The sequence below is a fragment of the Allobosea sp. OK403 genome (assembly GCF_900113835.1).
Classification (GTDB): Bacteria; Pseudomonadota; Alphaproteobacteria; order Rhizobiales; family Beijerinckiaceae; genus Allobosea.
Genome location: NZ_FOQV01000001.1, coordinates 393,618 through 410,681 on the forward strand (window position 1 = coordinate 393,618; position 17,064 = coordinate 410,681).

Here is a 17,064-nt window from a genome sequence, read left to right on the forward strand (position 1 = left end):
GGCTCAATCCTTCACGCGCCATTCGGACCGCCCGGCAATGCTGAGCGGGGGTAAATCGAGCTTCTGGTTATGCTTGTCGATGTAGTCGCGGTAATCGTAGCGCGCGCCGGGGAAGCCGAGCATCCTCCACGACACCATCTCCTTGTTGCCGCCATAGATCGGGTCGGCGAAGAAGCCTTCCATGGTGTTCTGCAGGACGAGCGCGAAGAAGGCCTTGGCGTCGACATCCTTCAGCGTGATCGCGCCGGTCTGAAGTTGGGTCAGGACCTGGTCGCGCTGCTCGGGCGGCAGATCGGCGAAGGCCTTCTGATAGGTCTCGCGGCAATGCGCCTGGAGGCTGGCGAGCCCCAGCCGATAGCGCTGGCGCGGGTCGAGCGGGAACTGGTCGCCCTGTTCGGGCGTGCCGGGCTGGAACGGCCCCTTCATATAGAGCCGCTCGGACGAGCCGTAGCTGCCGGCGAGCTGGCGGTCGATGAATTCGACGCAGCCGGCATCCTTGCCGCTGATGCTCAGCTCGTCCGCCGGGATCAGCCGCTCGGTGATCGCGCCCACCGTGCGAACTTCGTCGGGCGTCAGGAAATACCAAGTGCCCGAGCCCAGCGTCTGCGGCGGGCTGGCGTCAAAAGGCTTCCAGGGAGGGCTGCCTGCGATCGTCTCGCCAAGGCCTCGTCCCGTCGAACCAAGCAGCAGGGCAATCGCCGTCGAGGACAGGAACTGCCTGCGGTTCGGCTGTGCCACCTCAGATGAGCGCATGGTGAGCCTGCTTTTCGCTTGCGATCGAACGTTGCGGCGCCCGAAGATGCTGCAGTTTGCACTGAGACCAATTCGAATGAGAGAGCCAATTGCGAGCGCCGCTATGCTCTGAACGCATGGCTAGCCAGGTTTTTTCCGCGTACCTGCGCTTTTGTGCGCCGGCCAATGATCCGCGAGACGCTGGATTCATCCCTGGAGCAACGCGAGCGGGATCGTGCTGAAGACCTCGGGCGGGCCGCGCTCGCAGAACCGAGCAGCAGCGCACGGCTGTCGGCGAGAGGAACTGCCGGCCGCTTGGCCGCATGGATTGGGGTGAGCGCATGATTTGCCGATCGTACCGTTCTGCGAAAGTCGATCAGTTGGAGGAGCTGATACGCAAATTGCGGAAGTGAGCAATCGTGCCGGATTCGAGCCAAACCCCAACTCCGCCACGCTGGGTCGATCCGAGCTTCAGATCGTTGACGACGAACGCCGGCCGCGGATGGCCGTCGAGATAAAGCTGAGCCCGGGTTCCGGAGACGACGAGCTTCATATGAATCCAGCGGCCGGTCGCGATATCGGCATAGGTTTCATATGTCTCGGGAGCTTCCCGGCGCAGCCGGTCAAACCGGAAGGCCGGATAAGCGACGTACTGCACCGAGTGGTTCCGCCGCGCTTGATCGTCGGCAATGCTATTGGTCGGCCTCAAATAGACGCTTTCGAATCGACTGGCTTCATCGATCCGGAAGGTGAGGCCGACGAACCCCCTCGCATAATTCGGGGCGTCGGGCGCGAGCTCGCTGGCGACATCGACCTCGATCGTGCCATCGCTGAAATCGACCGGCAGCCAGGCCATGAAGTTTCTGTCGCTGAGCGATTCCTTGGTCGGATCCTGATAGGCCGATGACGGCATCGTCAGCTCGAAAGCCGGCGCTCCCCGGAAATCGCTCTGCCGAAGCGATACCCCCGACAGCCGGAAGTCGCTGGCGACGGCGGACGCATTCTTCGCGATGGAAGCGGAGATGGCGCCGAGCAGCAGCGTTGCGGCGAAGCCATATTTGGCAACGATGATCATGCTGTTCATGCGTCAGCGCTCCAAGAAGGACCGGAGGTCCTTGGCGAACTTCAGTGGGTTCTTGAACATCAGGAAGTGGTCGCCCTGCTCGGCGGCGGTGTAGACGTAGAGCTGGGCGTTCGGGATCACGGATTGAGCCCAGCGCTGGCTCGGCAGGTTGTTGCTCTCTTCGCCCGAGAAGATCGCTACCGGCACATCGACCTTGTGGCGGACGACGTCGCGCCAGTCATTCGTCGTATGATCGAACAGCACCCGGCCCATCGCCTCGGGATCGTTCTTGATGAACGCATTGGCGAAGCTCTCCGAATTCACGAAATGAGGCGAATCCTTCAACTGTGAGCGCAGCAGCGGCTTCATGTCGGTGACCAGATTGTTCAAAGGTCCGCGGCCGGTGAAACCTGCGACCATGCGTTCCGGCGATGTCGTCGTACCTCCCGCATCGAGGCGCTCCTGCTCGGTCCAATCCTGGTGCGAATAGATTGAGACGGGTTCGTCGACGAACACCGCCTTGCGGATCGCCTTCGTGCCGAAGAGATCAATGTAGCTCCACATGACTGATGCACCCATCGACCAGCCGACGTAATCTGCTGACGCAAGCCTGAGATGTTCGCCGAGCTCCCGGAGATCCATGGCGAACCGAGAGATTCGGGAGCCGAAGGGCACGCGCTGTGACAGGCCCTGGTTGCGAGGGTCGAGAACGATCACGCGGTGATGCTGGGAGAGCAGGTACATGACATTGATGTATTCGGCGCCGTTGGCTCCCCAACCAGGCACGAAAATCAGCGGACTGCCTCGTCCTGCCTCCCAATAGGAGAGCTTCGCTCCGTCGCTTGTCGCGAAGGAGTTGATCTGCAGACCGGCGAAGTCCGACAGTTTTTCCGGGAGTCCGTCGAGCTTGTTCGGGAAGATAAAATCCTTGCCCAGAACCTCGATCGCTGGCGCCGCACGCAGGCCGTGCGGCGCCAGCGCGAAAACCAGGCCGAACAAGGCTCCCGTGATTGGTTTGCGCATGTTGATCTCGTTGTCATGGACGAGGCTGCCCAGCGCTGTGCGAGGGGAAGCAGCCGGACAGTTGCGAAGCAGGTTGCAGGCTACGATGCCTCGGCAGCGTCGGCAGGGGGGTGGCCAAAGAGGGAGCCTGCACCGGCCCAGTCGCTGGCCTTCACATCCTCGAAGATCACATAGATGTATTGGGGATCGGTCTGCGTGTTGCGAACGATGCTCTCGGTAATCTCGGCGGCGACCTTTGCCTTCTGCGCATGGTCCTTGCCTTCGAACCAGCTGACGCGAACGACGGGCATGCGTTTCTCCTAATGAATGGCGTTCAGCTGCGCAGCGCCGGGGCGCGGCCGCCTGTCTGGACATTTAGTGTAGATCCTGAGCTGATAAAGGCGCTCAAAAGCGACTATGAGTAGACCAAGAGGATACCGTTGCCCGATCAGGATCCCCTTTCCGGTGTAAGCGTGTTTGTTGCCGCCGCGCGTTCGGGGAGCTTTACGCTCGCCGCGGAACGGCTCGGCCTGACCAAGTCAGCGGTGGGCAAGGCTGTCAGCCGTCTGGAGCAACGCCTTGGCGTCATGCTGTTCCATCGAACGACCCGATTGACCCGCCTGACGGCGGACGGGGAAGCCTATCTGGCGGCTTGCTCGGCGGCGATCGACGAGGTCGTTGCCGCGCAATCCGCATTGGCTTCAAACAATCAGATCTTGAGTGGACGGCTTCACGTTGACATGCCGGTAGTGTTCGGCCGACGCGTGATCTTGCCGATCCTCGTTGAGCTGATCAGGCCTCACCCCGATCTGACGTTGAGCCTGACCTTCACGGAGGCGACCAGCGACTTGTTGCAGGATGATGTCGATCTCGCGATCCGCTTCGGCGCACTAAGAGACAGCAGCCACCTGATCGCGCGTCACCTCGCTAAGCAGGAGCGGGTGATCTGCGCTTCGCCCGGTTATCTCGACGCCCATGGCGAACCGAAGACCCTCACCGATGTTCGCTCTCATCGCTGTATCGTAGGCTTGCCGAAAGGGCCGCCGACCGTCTGGTTCATGCGCGAGAATAGTATCGAAAGGCGGGTGGTGGTGCCGCCGACATATCAACTGAGCGATGGAGACGCGATGGTGAGTGCCGCGGTCAGCGGGCTTGGCCTCGTGCAATTGCCCATCTCGATGGTGCGAGATCAGCTCAAGGCAGGACTGCTGCGCGCAGTGCTGACAGACCATGCTTGCACGCCGGTCGAAATCCATGCGGTTTGGCCGCGGCAGGCGCAACTCCGCCCCAGGGTACGCTATGTCGTCGACCATCTCGTCGCTTGTGCGGCAAAAGGCCGTTTGAGCTGAGCAAAATGATACACTCAAAGCCCGCTGGGCAATGGGCATCATCTCCTGTCGATCCGTGCGGTCGCCAGCATTGCGCAAAGCTACGGGTTGGCTGCCTCCAAGAGACAGCCTTGAATCGCGCATCAGCGCCTGTGGAAATCCCAGGAGTCCAAGACGCCTAGTGCGCCGGCGATGATGCCCAAGACGCTGAATTCATCCCTGCAGCAGCGCGAGCGGGATCGTGCTGAAGACCTCGGGCGGGCCGTTCTCGCGCAGGGCGAATGTCTGGCCGACGCCGGCGGCGAGCCCCGTGCGCGTATCGGGGATCATGATGTGGACGAAGAAGACCATGTCGGCCTCCATCACCAGCGGGTTGCCGGAATAGATCATCGGCGGCACGTCCATCCAGGTCGGGCGATAGGTGCAGCCGAGCGCGTAGCCGCAGGCCGAGAAGCGCTCCAGGCCGAAGCCAGCCTCGTCGAGGACGCGACGATGGATGTCGTCGAGCGTTCCCAGTTCGCGCCCGGGACGCGCGGCGTCGAGCACCTGCCGCATCGCCTCGCAAGCGACCTCGTGCTGCGCCTGCTGGCGCGGGTCGAGCTGGCCCAGCACCAGAGTGTGCTCGATGCAGACATTGTAGCGGCAATAGGAGGCGCCGAGCTCGATCATGAGCTGGTCGGTCTCTTCCAGCATGCGCGGCCCGGCGACGCCGCGGCCATAGAGCGCGCGCGGGCCGGAATTCACCAGCGGGCCGCCGGCCGGCATGTCGCCGCCGCCCTCCAGCATCGCCGCAACGCCGGCTGCCGTCGGCACGCTGTCGAGCACGCCGGGCCTTGCCTTCCCGGCCATGGCGAGCACGGCTGCGTCCGCAAGCTCGCCCGCACGGCGGATATAGACGAGCTCGGCCGGGGATTTGACCAGCCGCTGCCGGCGCACGATGTCGGAGCCGTCGACGACCTCGGCGAAGCCGCTGAGCGCCGCCTCGACCTCGCGGCTATTGGCGCCGGTCAGGCCATAGGTCGCGAATTCGACGCCGATGCGCGAACCCTTCAGGCCGAGCTCCTCCAGGATCGCCTTCATCTCGAAGGCCGGGCGCGCGCCCTCGGCGTTGAGCCAGATCCTGACATCGTCATAGAGCGAGGCGACCTGGGCCTGGCGCAGATCGGGCCGGCGGGTCAGCAGCACCGTGGGGCGCTCGTCGGCGGTGATGATCCCGACCTGGAAGAAGACATAGCCGGCCGTGTCGAAGCCGGTGAGGTAGTAGTGGCTCTCCTGCGCGAAGACGAGCAGCGCCGAGAGATTCCGCCGCTTCAGCTCCGCGCGCGTGGCGGCGAGCCTGGCGTCGTGCTCGGCCTTCTCGAAGCGCAAGGTGATGGCCCGGCCGCTGCCGGTGGTGGCGGATACCTCTTGCATCGCCATCTCTTGCATCGCCATCTCCTGTCTCAAGGGTGGATCGGGGGAGGCATCGCCTCGAGCAGCGCGCGCGTATAGGGATGGCGCTTCTGCGCATCGAAATCGGCAGCCTCGAACAGATCGACGAGGTCGCCGCGATAGACCACGGCGATGCGGTGAGCGAGTTGGCGCACGAGGTTGAGATCATGCGTGATGAACAGGCATGAGGCCTTTGATTCCGCCTGGAGATCGACGAGCAGGCGCGCCACGGCGGCCTGCACCGAGACGTCGAGCGAGGAGGTGATCTCGTCGCAGATCACCAGTTTCGGCCTCGCCGCGAAGGCGCGCGCGATCGCGACGCGCTGCTTCTCGCCGCCGGACAATTGATGCGGATAGCGCCCGGCGAACTCGGCCGGCAGCCTGACCTGCGCCAGCAATTCCGCGACGCGCGCCTCGATAGCGCCGCCCTTGGCGAGGCCATAGAGCTTCAAGGGGCGTGCGATGATCTCACCGACGCGCTGACGCGGATTGAGGGAGGCATCCGGGTTCTGGAAGATGATCTGCGCCGCGCGGCGATAGCTGCGGCTGATCGCTCCGCGTTCCTGGACGACGTGGCCGTCGAAGCTGATCGTACCGCTGAAATCGACGATGCCGGCGATGGCCCGCGCGATGGTCGATTTGCCGGAACCGGATTCGCCGACGATGCCGAGAACCTCGCCCTCGCGGATATCGAGATCGATCTTGCGCGCGCCTTCGACGGCGGCCTCGCCGCGGCCCATAAGCTTTTGCAGCAGCGAGCGGCCGCCATAGCGCACGGTCAGGTCTTGCGTCGCAAGCACGGTCGGAGCTGCAGTGTCCGGTGCCGGGCCGGAGAGCCTGATGTCGGGGCGCGGCGCCGCGGCGATCAGCGCGCGGGTGTAGTCGTGCTGCGGATTGCGGAAGAGCGTCGCGGTCGCGCCGCGTTCGACGATCTCGCCGCGATGGATCACTGCCACGTCATGGGCGATGCGCGAGACCAGTGCGAGGTCATGCGAGATATAGAGCGCGGCGACCCCGGTATCCTGCTGAAGCCTTTGGAAGATGTCGAGGATCTGGCGCGAGGTGATGGTGTCGAGCGCCGTCGTCGGCTCGTCGAACAGGATGCATTCGGGGTCGCAGGCGAAGGCGGTCGCGATCACGACGCGCTGCTTCTCGCCGCCCGAGGCCTCATGCGGATAGCGCTTCATCATCGCAGCCGGACGGGTGATGCCGGTGCGCGCGAGCAAAGCTTCGCCCTCGCTGAAGGCCTGCGCCTTGCTCATCTTGCGGTGGCGGATCAGGGTCTCGGCAAGCTGTTCCCCGAGTGTCAGCGTCGGGTTCAGCGAGGTGCTCGGATCCTGGAACACCATGCCGATGCGCGCCCCGCGAATATCGGCGATTTGGCTTTTTGAGGTGGCGCGCAGGCTCTCGCCGGCCAGCAGCAGCTCGCCGCCGAGTTCGCGCGCATTGCGCGGCAGATAGCGCATGATCGCCCAGGCGAGCGAGGTCTTGCCAGAACCGGACTCGCCGACGAGGCCGAGCGTCTTGCCGCGCGGAATGCTGATATCGATGGATTTCAGCGCCTGGACCAGGCCGTCCGGCGTCTCATAGGCCAGCGAATAAGCGCGCGCCTCCAGGGCAGGGCGGGCGTCGGGGCGCGCGGAGGCAATGGCTGTATTCATTGTCACGCCGTCACCGCCGCCCGCGCGGGTCGGTGAGATCGCGCAAGGCGTCCCCGAGCAGGTTGAAGCCGAGTGCTGCGAGCGCGATGGCGACGCCGGGAGCCGCGACGCAGATCGGATTGCGGAACATGTATTGCCGCGCCTCGGCGATCATCAGGCCCCATTCGGTCGAGGGGGGCTGGGCGCCGAGCCCGAGGAAGCCCAGCGTCGCGCCGAGCATGATCGCGAAGGAGACCCGGATCGTCGCCTCGACGATGATCGGGGCGATGGTGTTGGGCATGATCTCGCAGGCGATGACATAGACGGGGGACTCGCCCCGCGCCTGCGCCGCCAGAACGAATTCGCGGGTACGCACCGAAAGCACCGTGCTGCGTGCGATGCGCGCCAGCCCCGGCATGAAGGCAATGGCGACAGCGAGCATGGCGTGGCCCGAGCCGCCGCCCAGCACCGTGACGATCAGCAAGGTGAAGAGCAGGTCCGGCACGGCGAGCAGCCCGTCGAGCAGGCGCATGATCAGGCTGTCGACAGCGCCTCCGATAGCTCCCGCGATCAGGCCGATCGCGCCGCCGGCTGCGACGCCGGCCATGGTCGCGCCGAGCCCGAACAGAATGGTCGAGCGGGCGCCGTTGAGAATGCGCGAGAGGATATCGCGGCCGAACTGGTCCGTGCCGAGCCAGTACGCGACTGAGGGCCCCTGGAGCCGCGACAGCGGGTGGAATTGCTGCGGGTCATAGGGCGCGATCAGCGGACCGAAGATCGTCATCACGGCGATGAGCGCCAGAAGCACGGCACCGGCGAGCCCGGTTGGATGTCGCAGCAGGTCACGCATAACGCACCCGCGGGTCGAGCCTGGCGATGACGATGTCGGAGACGAGGTTGGAGAGCGCATAGGTAAAGGCGAGCACGAGCGTCGCCGCCTGGATCACCGGCAGGTCGCGGTTCTGTAGCGCGTAGATGATGAGCCGCCCCAGCCCCGGCCAGGCGAAGACTTCCTCGACCACCAGGATGCCGCCGAGCAGATAGCCGATATCGAGCGAGATCACCGCGACTGCCGGCGCCATCGCGTTGCGCAGCGCATGGCGCAGCACGACCGAGCGCTCGGAGAGGCCTTTCAGGCGCGCGGCGCGGATATAGTCGCTCGACAGCACGTCGGACATCTCGCTGCGCACCTGCCGGGCGATATGCGCGGTCAGGATCAGGGAGAGCGTCGCGGCCGGCAGGACGACATGGGACAGGGCTGCGCCCAGGCCCTCCGAAAGCGGCGCGAAGCCGCCTGCCGGCAGAAAGCCGCGATCGGGGCCGGCCAGGAAAACCAGGAGCAGGGTCGCCGTGACGAATTCGGGTACCGCCGTCCCGATATAGGCGAAGAGGCCGATGACGAGGTCGACAATCGTGCCGCGCTTCAGCGCCGCCAGAATGCCGAGCGGGATGGCGATCAGGGTCACGGTCGCTAGCGAGGCCAGGGCAAGCGCCGCCGAGCGCCAGAACGCTTCGCCGATCAACGCCGCGACCGGCTGCGACAGGCGCATCGAGACGCCCCAGTCGCCGCTCAGCATGCCGGAGAACCAGCGCCAGTACTGGACATACCAGGGCTGATCGAGGCCGAGCTTTAGCTCCAGCGCCTGCAATTGCGCGGGCGTGGCGTATTCGCCCAGGATCATCACCGCCGCGTTGCCGGGCAGGATCTGCGTGATCGAGAACACGGTCAGCGAGACGATCAGCAGAACGATGAGGATCGCGGCGAGCCGTCTGAGAAGATACGCCGCGCTCATGGTCGCATCACGCCTTGTCGAGCCAGACGTTCTCGACGAAGAAATAGCGCGCGAGCGGGTGGCCGACCCAGTTCTTCACATACGAACGGTTGGCCGTCAGCACATCCTGGAAGAAGGGGATGACGCTGGGCACGTCGCGTACCATCAGCGCCTGGGCCTCCGCATAGATCTTGCGCCGCTCGGCGTCGTCGATCGTGGCGCGGCCCTTGGCGACGAGCGCGTCGAATTCCTTGCTGTTCCAGGCTGTGTCGGCGAAGGCGGCGTCAGTCGTGAACAGCAGGGTAAAGGCCTGGTCCTCGGTCGATTGCATGCCCCAATAGCCGATATAGAACTGCCCCTTCATCCAGACATTGGCGAGATAGGTGTCGTGCGGCATGGTCTGCACGTCGATGTCGAAGCCGGCGGGCTTGGCCATCTCCTTGATCGCGATGCCGACCTGCGAGCGGATGGCCGGGCGGTTCGAGCAGATCAGCGGGATCTTGAGCCCATTGGGATAGCCGGCTTCCGCGAGCAGCTTCTTTGCTGCGGCCGGGTCGTATTTCGGCGCCGTGGTCTCGAGCAGATAGCGATAGCCGGGCGAGATCACATTGTCGCCGGCAGGGCGGCCATAGCCTTCCAGGATGATGTCGACCAGCGTCGGCCGGTCGACCGCCATCGCCATCGCTCGGCGCACGCGGACATCGTCGAAGGGCTTCTGGTCCTGCCGCATCACGACATTGACGAAGCGCCCTGACGGCGTGCGCACGCCGACGCTGCCCGGCGCCGTCGAGATGCGCTTGAAGTCGGCCTGCTGAACCTCGAGCATCGCGTCGACGGCACCCGACAGGTAGTTCTGGGTCTCGGCGGCGAGATCGGGGAAGAGATGCATCTCGACCGCGTCGAGATAGGGTTTGCCGGGCTGATGATAGGCCGGGTTCTTGACCAGCTTCAGCAAGCGGGCGCTGTCGAAGCTCTCCTGCTTGAATGGGCCGGTGCCGTTGGCCTTGGTGTCGAGCGCGGTCAGCGGGCCTTTCAGCGTCTCGGCCGAGACAATGCGCGCATTGGCATGGGCGAGCGAGATCGGCAGGTCAGCATAAGACGAGGTGAGCGTGAACTTCACCGTCAGCGGATCGACCGCCGCGACATCGCCGATCATGCTCAGCACCGTGCGGGCAGGCGAGGCGCTCTTGGGGTCCTGGATCGTCTTGATCGTGGCGACGACGTCCTCGGCGGTGAAGGGCTTGCCGTCATGGAAGCTGACGTTGGGCCTGAGCTTGAAGACGAAGCTCTTGGCATCGGCGTCAGCGCTCCATTCGAGCGCGAGATCGGGCTGCGCTCGCATGTCGGGGCCCATCCGGGTCAGGCCGGAATAGAGCATGTCGACTGCGAGATACTCGGCCGGGCCGGAGATTTGCAGCACGTTCAGCGAGGCGACGCGGGTCGGATGGCTGATCTTCAGCGTGCCGCCGCTCTTGGGCGTACCGACGCTCTTGGGCGCGCCTTGCGCGAAGGAAAGATCGGGCAGAGCGGTCGTCGCGGCGAGGCCCGCGAGAGCGCTGCGGCGTGTGATCGGAAGCTGCGTCATGGGTCTTCCCCTCAGAGGACTTCGGTGAGAGCGTCGGGCAGGCCGGTCAGGATCTCAGGCGCGCCCTCGGTGACGAGCAGCGTATGGCCGACGCCCATGGCGTAGCCGGTGTCGCTGTCGCCGATCATGACGTGGTAGAACAGCGTCATGCCGGGCTGGCAGATGGTCGGGTTGCCGGAATAGATCATCGGCGGCACGTCCATGCTGGTCGGCGCCCAGGTGCAGCCGACCGAGTAGCCGGTCGCGCCGAAACGGTGCGCCGCGAAGCCGCCCTTGTCGAGGCCGTCGGCATGGACGTCGAAGATCTCGCCCAGGGTGGTGCCGGGCCGCGCGATCTCGGTCATCCGGTCCATCGTGGTCCGCGCCGTCTCGTACATGTGCTTCTGCTGGTCGCTGGCGCGGCCCATCAGGATCGTCCACTCGGTCTTGCAGCAATAGCGGCGATAGGCGACCGGGTATTCGACGATGATCTGGTCGACCGCCTCCAGCCGGCGCGGCATGGAGACGCCACGGCCATAGACCGCGCGCTGGCCCGAATTGAACAGGGGCGCATTGGGCGGCATGTCGCCGCCACCCTCCAGCACGACCTTGAGATAGGCCGCCGTCAGCGAGGAATCCATCACGCCGGGCCTGGCGGTTTCGATCACCACTTCGAGCGATTTATCGAGCAGCTTGCCGGCCTGGCGCATGTAGTCGATTTCGGCGGGCGACTTCACCAGGCGCAATTTGCGGATCAGGTGGTCGTCATTGTCGAGCCTGCAGAAGCCGTCGAGCGTCTTCTGCAGCCGCCAGAGATTCCAGCCGGTCAGGCCATGCGTGTTGAGCTCGACGGCGATGTTGGCGCCCTTGAGCCCGAGCTCTTCGAGGATGCCCTTGAGATCGCGCGCCGGATTGGCGTCCTCGGCGTCCCACCAGATCCGGATGTCCTCCATCGTCGAGGTCTGGCGCGCCTGGAGCAGGTCGGGGCGGCGCGTCAGCAAGACGATGGGGCGCTCATCGGCCGTCACCACCGAGCACTGGAAGAAGACCGAGCCGCCGGTGTCGTAGCCGGTCAGCCAGTAATGGCTCTCCTGGGCGAAGACGAGCATGGCGTCGAAGCCGCGCGCCTTCAGCGTCTGCCGCAGGCGGCCCTGGCGTTCGAGGTGTTCCTCACGCGAAAAAGGCAAGGTGGGGGCGCCGGTAAAAGCCATATCCGTCTCCGCCGCAAGATCGTCAGGGCAAGATAGTCAGAGGTCACCGACGAAGCTTGCTTGCAGTCACGCTACGAGGTGGTATACCAATCGTCAACCACTGGAATGCACAGAGCTTGGACACATCTGCACAGAAAGCGGCCTCGACCGCCAGCCGCTCCCGCAAAACCGCCAAGGCACAGGCATCCGCCGGCGCCTTCGCCGAGCCGGAGAAGAGTCTGGCCGCCCAGGCCTATGAGGCCGTGCTCGACATGATCATGTCGGGGGAGGCCAAGCCCGGCGCCTTCTTTACCGAGCGCAGGCTGGCCGAGCAGCTCGCCATGTCGCGCACGCCGCTGCGCGATGCGCTGCTGATCCTGGAGAGCGAGGGTCTGATCGTCCGCCTGGGCGCGCGTGGCGTGCAGGTCGCGACCATGCGCATCGAGGAGTTCGCCGAGAATCTCGGCGTGCGTCGCCTGCTCGAGCCGGAAGCCGCACGCATCGCCGCCGGCCGGGTCGCGCCGGAGCTGCTGGTGACGCTGCGAGCGCGTTTCGAGGCGCTGCTGGCCCATTCGCAGGCGGGCGAAACGCCCGATCGCACCGAAGTCCGGGGCGCTGACGACATGCTGCACAGCGCCATAGCCGATGCGGCCGGCAATTCCCGGCTCGCCGCGATCGTGCGCAATCTGCGCCGGCAGACATTGATGTTCGACCTGCGCAGCCTGCCTGAACGCTTCACCGATACCTGCCGCGAACATCTCGCGATCGTCCAAGCACTCGCCGAGAGCGACGGTGAGAAGGCGGCGCAAGCGATGCGCGACCATCTTGATGCCGTGCGCGCCAGCATCGTCGCGCGGCTGGCGCGCCTGTGACGGCGTTTCAATCGGAGTCGTCATCGCTGCCGGCTGAGCCCGATATCGCGTTGGCGGAGCGGCTGTTCGATGAGCTGAGCGCGAGGACTGGCGGCACTGAGGGGATCACGCGCGCCTCCTATGGTCCCGGCGAGGCGATCGCCCATGACATCATCGCGCGCGAGGCTGCGCGTCTTGGGCTGACGCTGCGGCGCGATCCGGCGCTCAACCTCTATGCGACCTTGCGGGGCCGGACCCGCGAGCCTGCGATCATGATCGGCTCGCACCTCGACTCCGTGCCGAATGGCGGCAATTTCGACGGCGCCGCCGGCGTCCTCGCCAGCCTTGCTGTCCTCGCCGGGATCGTCCGGGCAGGGACCGTGCCGCCGCGCGACATTGTTCTGACCGTAATCCGGGCTGAGGAAAGCGCCTGGTTCAATGCCTCCTATATAGGCAGCCGTGCCGCGTTCGGGGCGCTCGCGGCGGCTGAACTTGATCAGGTCAAGCGCAGCGACGACAACCGCAGCCTGGCGGACCACATGCTGGAGGCCGGTGCGGATCTCGACGCTTTGCGCGCGGGACAGGGCGTCCTCGCCCCTGCGGAGATAGGGGCCTTCATCGAGCCGCATATCGAGCAGGGACCTGTCCTGCTGGCGCAGGGCGCGCCGGCCGCGATCGTCACCGGCATCCGGGGCTCGGCGCGGTTTCGCCATGTCATCTGCCGGGGTGAATATGCCCATTCCGGCGCCACGCCGCGCGCGTTGCGGCGCGACGCCGCTTTGGCCGCGGCCGAACTCACGCTCCGGCTCGATGAGCTCTGGTGCGATCTGGAAGCCGAGGGCGAAGACCTCACGATCACCGTCGGACAGCTTGCAACCGACCCGGCGGAACACGCCTTCAGCAAGGTCGCCGGGCGCGTGGACCTTTCGATCGACCTGCGCAGCCGCTCGCCCGCCTTGCTGGCGCGCGCGCCCGATCTCATGCGCGACATCGCGGCGCAGATCGCCCGGCGCCGCGGCGTCTCGATCGATCTTGGGCCGCTTTCAGGCACCGAGCCCGCCTTGATGGATGAGCGCCTCGCCATGCGCCTGACAGGAATGGCCGAGGCGGAGGGGCTCGCCTTTCCGCAAATGGCCTGCGGAGCCGGCCATGACGCGGCGATCTTCGCCAATCACGGCGTGCCGACCGCGATGATCTTCATCCGCAACGCGCATGGCAGCCACAATCCGCGTGAATCAATGGCGATTCAGGATCTCGCGGTCGCTGCGCGCATCCTGATGCGGTTTTGCCTTGAACCGGGCAGCATCAGTGCATGACAATTGCCGAGGCTCTCAGCCGGGCGTCGCGTGGCGTGGTTTGGCCGCTAGAGCATTTTCGAGCGAAGTGGACGCCGGTTCGCGCGAAGAAAATGCGATAAAACAAGGAGGTAGAGCATTCCCGCGATTCGGAGAAACGCGGAAATGCTCTAGGCTTTGCGAGAGACGGATGACGATCGAGACCTTGCCCCATCCCCGCCTGTTGCGTTGCGGCGACGCCGCCATCTCGGTCGAATTCGGGGATGCGATCGATCCCGCCGTCAATGCGCGCGTGCTGGCGCTCGATGCGGCGCTCGCTGCCGAGCCGCAGGCCGGCCTGCTCGAGACCGTGCCGACCTACCGCTCTCTCCTGATCCATCTCGACCCTCTCCGCACTGATGTCCGGTCCTTGTCGGAGCGCATTCTCGCTCTCAGCGAGAAGCCGGTCGCGGCAGGCGGCAAGGTGCGGCGCTGGCGCGTGCCGGTTGTCTATGGCGGCGATTTCGGCATGGACCTCGACGATCTGGCGGCGCGCCACGGCATCAGCGGGGAGGCGCTGGTCACGCGCCATGCGGCCGCGACCTATGTCGTCGCGATGATCGGCTTCATGCCGGGCTTTGCCTATCTCAGCGGGCTCGACCCGGTGCTCGCCACTCCGCGCCGGCTCGAACCGCGCATGAAGACGCCGGCGCAGTCGGTCTCCATCGGTGGGGCGCAGGGCGCCATTTCCACCGTCGAGGGGCCGAGCGGCTGGCATATGATCGGCCGAACGCCGGCGCGCGGCTTCATGCCGGGGCGCGACCCGGTCTTCACCTATGCGCCGGGCGATGAGATTCGTTTCGAGCGCATTGCCCCGGATGAATGGGCCGGGCTCGATGCGCTGGCGGCCTCCGGGGCCCCCGTCGCCCGTTGCGAGGCGCCATGAGTGCGCTCATCGTCAAGGCCTGCGGACCCGCGACCTCGATCCAGGATCGCGGCCGCTTCGGCTATCAGCGTTTCGGTGTCTCGCCTGCGGGCGCGATGGATCGCTTCCATCTGGCGGCGGCGAACCTGCTCGTGGCAGCCGAGGCCGGCGCCGCGGCGCTGGAGCTCGGCCCGGGCGGTGTCCGTTTGACGGCCGAGGGCGACATCACGATCGCGCTTGCCGGTCCGGCTTGCACGCTTGAGGTCGATGGTCGCCAGGTCGCTCCCTTCACCGCGGTGCGCGTCACTGACGGCGGCACAGTCGTGGCGCGCCCCGCGCCAGGTGCGGCCTATGCCTATCTCGGCGTAGAGGGTGGCATCGCGACCGCGCCGGACATGGGCAGCCATTCGATGCATCGCCGCTCCGGTATCGGCGGCGAACCGCTCACGGTCGGCGCCCGTATTCCGGCCACGTCGGGCGGGCGCGACGCGGGGCTGCTCTGCCTGCCCGAGCGTCCCCGCGGCGAGACGGGGCCGATCCGCATCTTGCCCGGCCCGCAGGACGATCATTTCAGCGACGAGGCCTTGGCGATTCTGACCGGGGGCGGCTACCGCCTCAGCGGACAGGCCGACCGGATGGGCGTGCGCCTGGACGGGCCGACGCTGCCGCATCGCGGCGGCTACAACATCGTCTCGGACGGCATCGTCGATGGCTCGATCCAGGTGCCGGGCGACGGCCGGCCGATCGTGCTGCTGCGCGACCGCCAGACCACCGGCGGCTACCCCAAGATCGCGACCATCATCAGCGCCGATATCGGCGGCTTCGCGCAGATCCCGCCGGGAGAGCCTGTGTGTTTCGAGATTGTGACCTTCGAGCAGGCAATCGAGGCGGCGCGCGGGCTTCAGGCCATGATCGAGGGCCTTGCCTCCGCGCTCGTCCCGCTGGCCGCACCGCTGACGAGCGAAAGGCTGCTCGCGCTCAACCTGATCGGCGGGGTCACCAGCGCGACGGAAGCACGTGGCGTTTGAGGGTCAGGATGCGGTGTGGCGCGCCACCGTCACACCCGCCGCTTCGAGCTTGTCGCGCAGTGTGCGGGCGAGGGCGACGGCATGGGGATTATCGCCATGCACGCAGATCGAATCGATGCCGACCCTGAGCGTCTTGCCGGTCACCGACACGACCGCGCCGGCATCGAGCATGCGCATGACATGCCGGCACGCCTCTTCGGGATCATGGATCACCGCACCGGGCTTGGCGCGATCCGTCAGGTTGAAGCTGTCATCATAGGTCCGGTCGGCATAGATCTCCCGGAAATAGGCCAGGCCGAGCTTTTCGGCCGCCCGTTCCGTCGCCATCCCCGGCATCACCAGAAAGAGCGCGTCGGGGTCGGCCGCCTTGATGCCGCGTGCGACGGCGAGCGCCAGCGCATCGTCGTCGTTGCAGATGTTGCCGAGCGCGCCATGCGTCTTCACATGGGTCATCGGATAGTCGGTCAGCACTGCTACCGCTTTGAACGCGCCGACCTGATAGGCGACAAGGTTCTCGACCTCCCGCTCGGTCAGGCCCGGTAGGCGGCGTCGGCCGAAGCCGATCAGATCGGCAAAGCCGGGATGGGCGCCGATCGCGACATGCTTGTCGCGCGCGAGCTCGGCGGTCTTTCGCATGATCTCGGGGTCGCCGGCATGAAAACCGCATGCGACATTGGCCGTGGTGACGATGTCGAACATCGCCGCGTCGTCCCCCATGGTCCAGGGACCGAAGCTTTCGCCGACATCCGCGTTGAGATCGATGTTCATCCGAGATCCTGAAGCGCTGAGACCGAGCCTTAGAGCACGCGGCGATCATGTTGTGCTGCAACCTGATCGGATAACGCGCTCTCTATCACATAATCAGAGCCGGATCCGACCTGATCGGATCCGGCTCTTGGGACCGCAGGGCCAATGCGCGAGCCGCAGGGCGGCTGGCCTGGAGCGGCCGGACGCTGCGCGAGCATCTCGGATTCGCGCGCGCCGTCCATCCCGCCCAAGCGAAAGCATTGGCTCTGTTGGGGCGAGACCAAGAGGTCGTTCCGGCATCGGGCGCCTCCCGGACAGCGTAACCCCGCTCTAGCACCCACGCCCCGCGAATTAAGGCCGGGAATCTTAGGATTTATTCAACCTTGAAGGCAGATGCTCTCCAGGAGGCTTCGACAGGAGCCAAAATTATGTGAGCTGGGTCGAAACTGGCTCTGAGCCGAGTGTATCCTATGTCCAGAAGCACAAATAATGTTGCTGAGGCAGCACGGCTCCCCGA

Annotated in this window: 16 protein-coding genes; 5 read left to right on the top strand and 11 right to left on the bottom strand. The window is 65.7% G+C overall.

Features of this window, described 5'->3' with window-relative positions; genetic code table 11:
- Positions 1 to 3 precede the first annotated feature (3 nt).
- From BMZ97_RS01745 to BMZ97_RS01760, 4 genes are all read right to left on the bottom strand, one after another.
- Positions 4 to 753 (bottom strand): gluconate 2-dehydrogenase subunit 3 family protein, encoded by a 750-nt coding sequence (locus BMZ97_RS01745; RefSeq protein WP_092164867.1) that lies wholly within the window; start codon positions 751 to 753, stop codon positions 4 to 6.
- Between the two features lie 355 nt (positions 754 to 1,108).
- A complete protein-coding gene (locus BMZ97_RS01750) occupies positions 1,109 to 1,816 on the bottom strand; it encodes a LamG domain-containing protein (protein WP_210188197.1) in 708 nt (235 codons plus the stop codon).
- 3 nt (positions 1,817 to 1,819) lie between these two features.
- Positions 1,820 to 2,794 carry an alpha/beta fold hydrolase gene (locus BMZ97_RS01755; RefSeq protein WP_244546192.1) on the bottom strand — a complete coding sequence of 325 codons (975 nt, stop codon included), beginning with the start codon at positions 2,792 to 2,794 and terminating at the stop codon, positions 1,820 to 1,822.
- A gap of 104 nt (positions 2,795 to 2,898) precedes the next feature.
- The gene (locus tag BMZ97_RS01760) at positions 2,899 to 3,108 is read right to left on the bottom strand and encodes a tautomerase family protein (protein WP_092164871.1); all 210 of its coding nucleotides are present in this window, start codon (positions 3,106 to 3,108) and stop codon (positions 2,899 to 2,901) included.
- A gap of 129 nt (positions 3,109 to 3,237) precedes the next feature.
- Between BMZ97_RS01760 and BMZ97_RS01765 the strand changes: the two genes are divergently transcribed.
- Entirely contained in the window at positions 3,238 to 4,146 is a 909-nt protein-coding gene (locus tag BMZ97_RS01765) for a LysR family transcriptional regulator (protein WP_092164873.1), read from the top strand.
- A 192-nt stretch (positions 4,147 to 4,338) separates the two neighbouring features.
- Here the strand turns inward: BMZ97_RS01765 and BMZ97_RS01770 are convergent, their stop codons facing one another.
- Genes BMZ97_RS01770 through BMZ97_RS01795 form a run of 6 tightly spaced genes read right to left on the bottom strand, consistent with a single transcriptional unit; the run spans position 4,339 to position 11,743 of the window.
- The gene (locus BMZ97_RS01770) at positions 4,339 to 5,538 is read right to left on the bottom strand and encodes a M24 family metallopeptidase (RefSeq protein ID WP_175525391.1); all 1,200 of its coding nucleotides are present in this window, start codon (positions 5,536 to 5,538) and stop codon (positions 4,339 to 4,341) included.
- 29 nt (positions 5,539 to 5,567) lie between these two features.
- Entirely contained in the window at positions 5,568 to 7,217 is a 1,650-nt protein-coding gene (locus BMZ97_RS01775; RefSeq protein ID WP_092164877.1) for a dipeptide ABC transporter ATP-binding protein, read from the bottom strand.
- A 10-nt stretch (positions 7,218 to 7,227) separates the two neighbouring features.
- Positions 7,228 to 8,046, bottom strand: a complete 819-nt coding sequence (locus tag BMZ97_RS01780; protein WP_092164879.1) for an ABC transporter permease — start codon at positions 8,044 to 8,046, stop codon at positions 7,228 to 7,230.
- Complete coding sequence (locus BMZ97_RS01785) at positions 8,039 to 8,989, bottom strand: ABC transporter permease (protein ID WP_092164881.1); 951 nt, start codon at positions 8,987 to 8,989, stop codon at positions 8,039 to 8,041. Before BMZ97_RS01785 ends, BMZ97_RS01780 begins: the two co-directional genes overlap by 8 nt.
- 7 nt (positions 8,990 to 8,996) lie before the next feature.
- The gene (locus BMZ97_RS01790) at positions 8,997 to 10,553 is read right to left on the bottom strand and encodes an ABC transporter substrate-binding protein (RefSeq protein WP_092164883.1); all 1,557 of its coding nucleotides are present in this window, start codon (positions 10,551 to 10,553) and stop codon (positions 8,997 to 8,999) included.
- Positions 10,554 to 10,564: 11 nt separating this feature from the next.
- Complete coding sequence (locus BMZ97_RS01795; protein ID WP_092164885.1) at positions 10,565 to 11,743, bottom strand: M24 family metallopeptidase; 1,179 nt, start codon at positions 11,741 to 11,743, stop codon at positions 10,565 to 10,567.
- A 116-nt stretch (positions 11,744 to 11,859) separates the two neighbouring features.
- Between BMZ97_RS01795 and BMZ97_RS01800 the strand changes: the two genes are divergently transcribed.
- The 4 genes from BMZ97_RS01800 to BMZ97_RS01815 all read left to right on the top strand — a co-directional run bounded on the left by BMZ97_RS01800 (position 11,860) and on the right by BMZ97_RS01815 (position 15,800).
- Positions 11,860 to 12,594 (top strand): GntR family transcriptional regulator, encoded by a 735-nt coding sequence (locus tag BMZ97_RS01800; protein WP_092164887.1) that lies wholly within the window; start codon positions 11,860 to 11,862, stop codon positions 12,592 to 12,594.
- On the top strand, positions 12,591 to 13,889 hold the full coding sequence (locus tag BMZ97_RS01805) for a hydantoinase/carbamoylase family amidase (RefSeq protein WP_092164889.1): 1,299 nt from the start codon (positions 12,591 to 12,593) through the stop codon (positions 13,887 to 13,889). The genes BMZ97_RS01800 and BMZ97_RS01805 overlap by 4 nt, the downstream gene beginning before the upstream one ends.
- Before the next feature lie 169 nt (positions 13,890 to 14,058).
- Positions 14,059 to 14,793: a 5-oxoprolinase subunit PxpB gene (pxpB, locus tag BMZ97_RS01810; RefSeq protein ID WP_092164891.1), complete on the top strand. Its 735-nt coding sequence runs from the start codon at positions 14,059 to 14,061 to the stop codon at positions 14,791 to 14,793.
- A complete protein-coding gene (locus BMZ97_RS01815) occupies positions 14,790 to 15,800 on the top strand; it encodes a 5-oxoprolinase subunit C family protein (RefSeq protein WP_175525392.1) in 1,011 nt (336 codons plus the stop codon). The genes pxpB and BMZ97_RS01815 overlap by 4 nt, the downstream gene beginning before the upstream one ends.
- A gap of 3 nt (positions 15,801 to 15,803) precedes the next feature.
- On the opposite strand, the gene BMZ97_RS01820 is transcribed toward BMZ97_RS01815, so the two are convergent.
- Positions 15,804 to 16,568 (bottom strand): LamB/YcsF family protein, encoded by a 765-nt coding sequence (locus tag BMZ97_RS01820; RefSeq protein WP_092164895.1) that lies wholly within the window; start codon positions 16,566 to 16,568, stop codon positions 15,804 to 15,806.
- Positions 16,569 to 17,064: the final 496 nt, after the last annotated feature.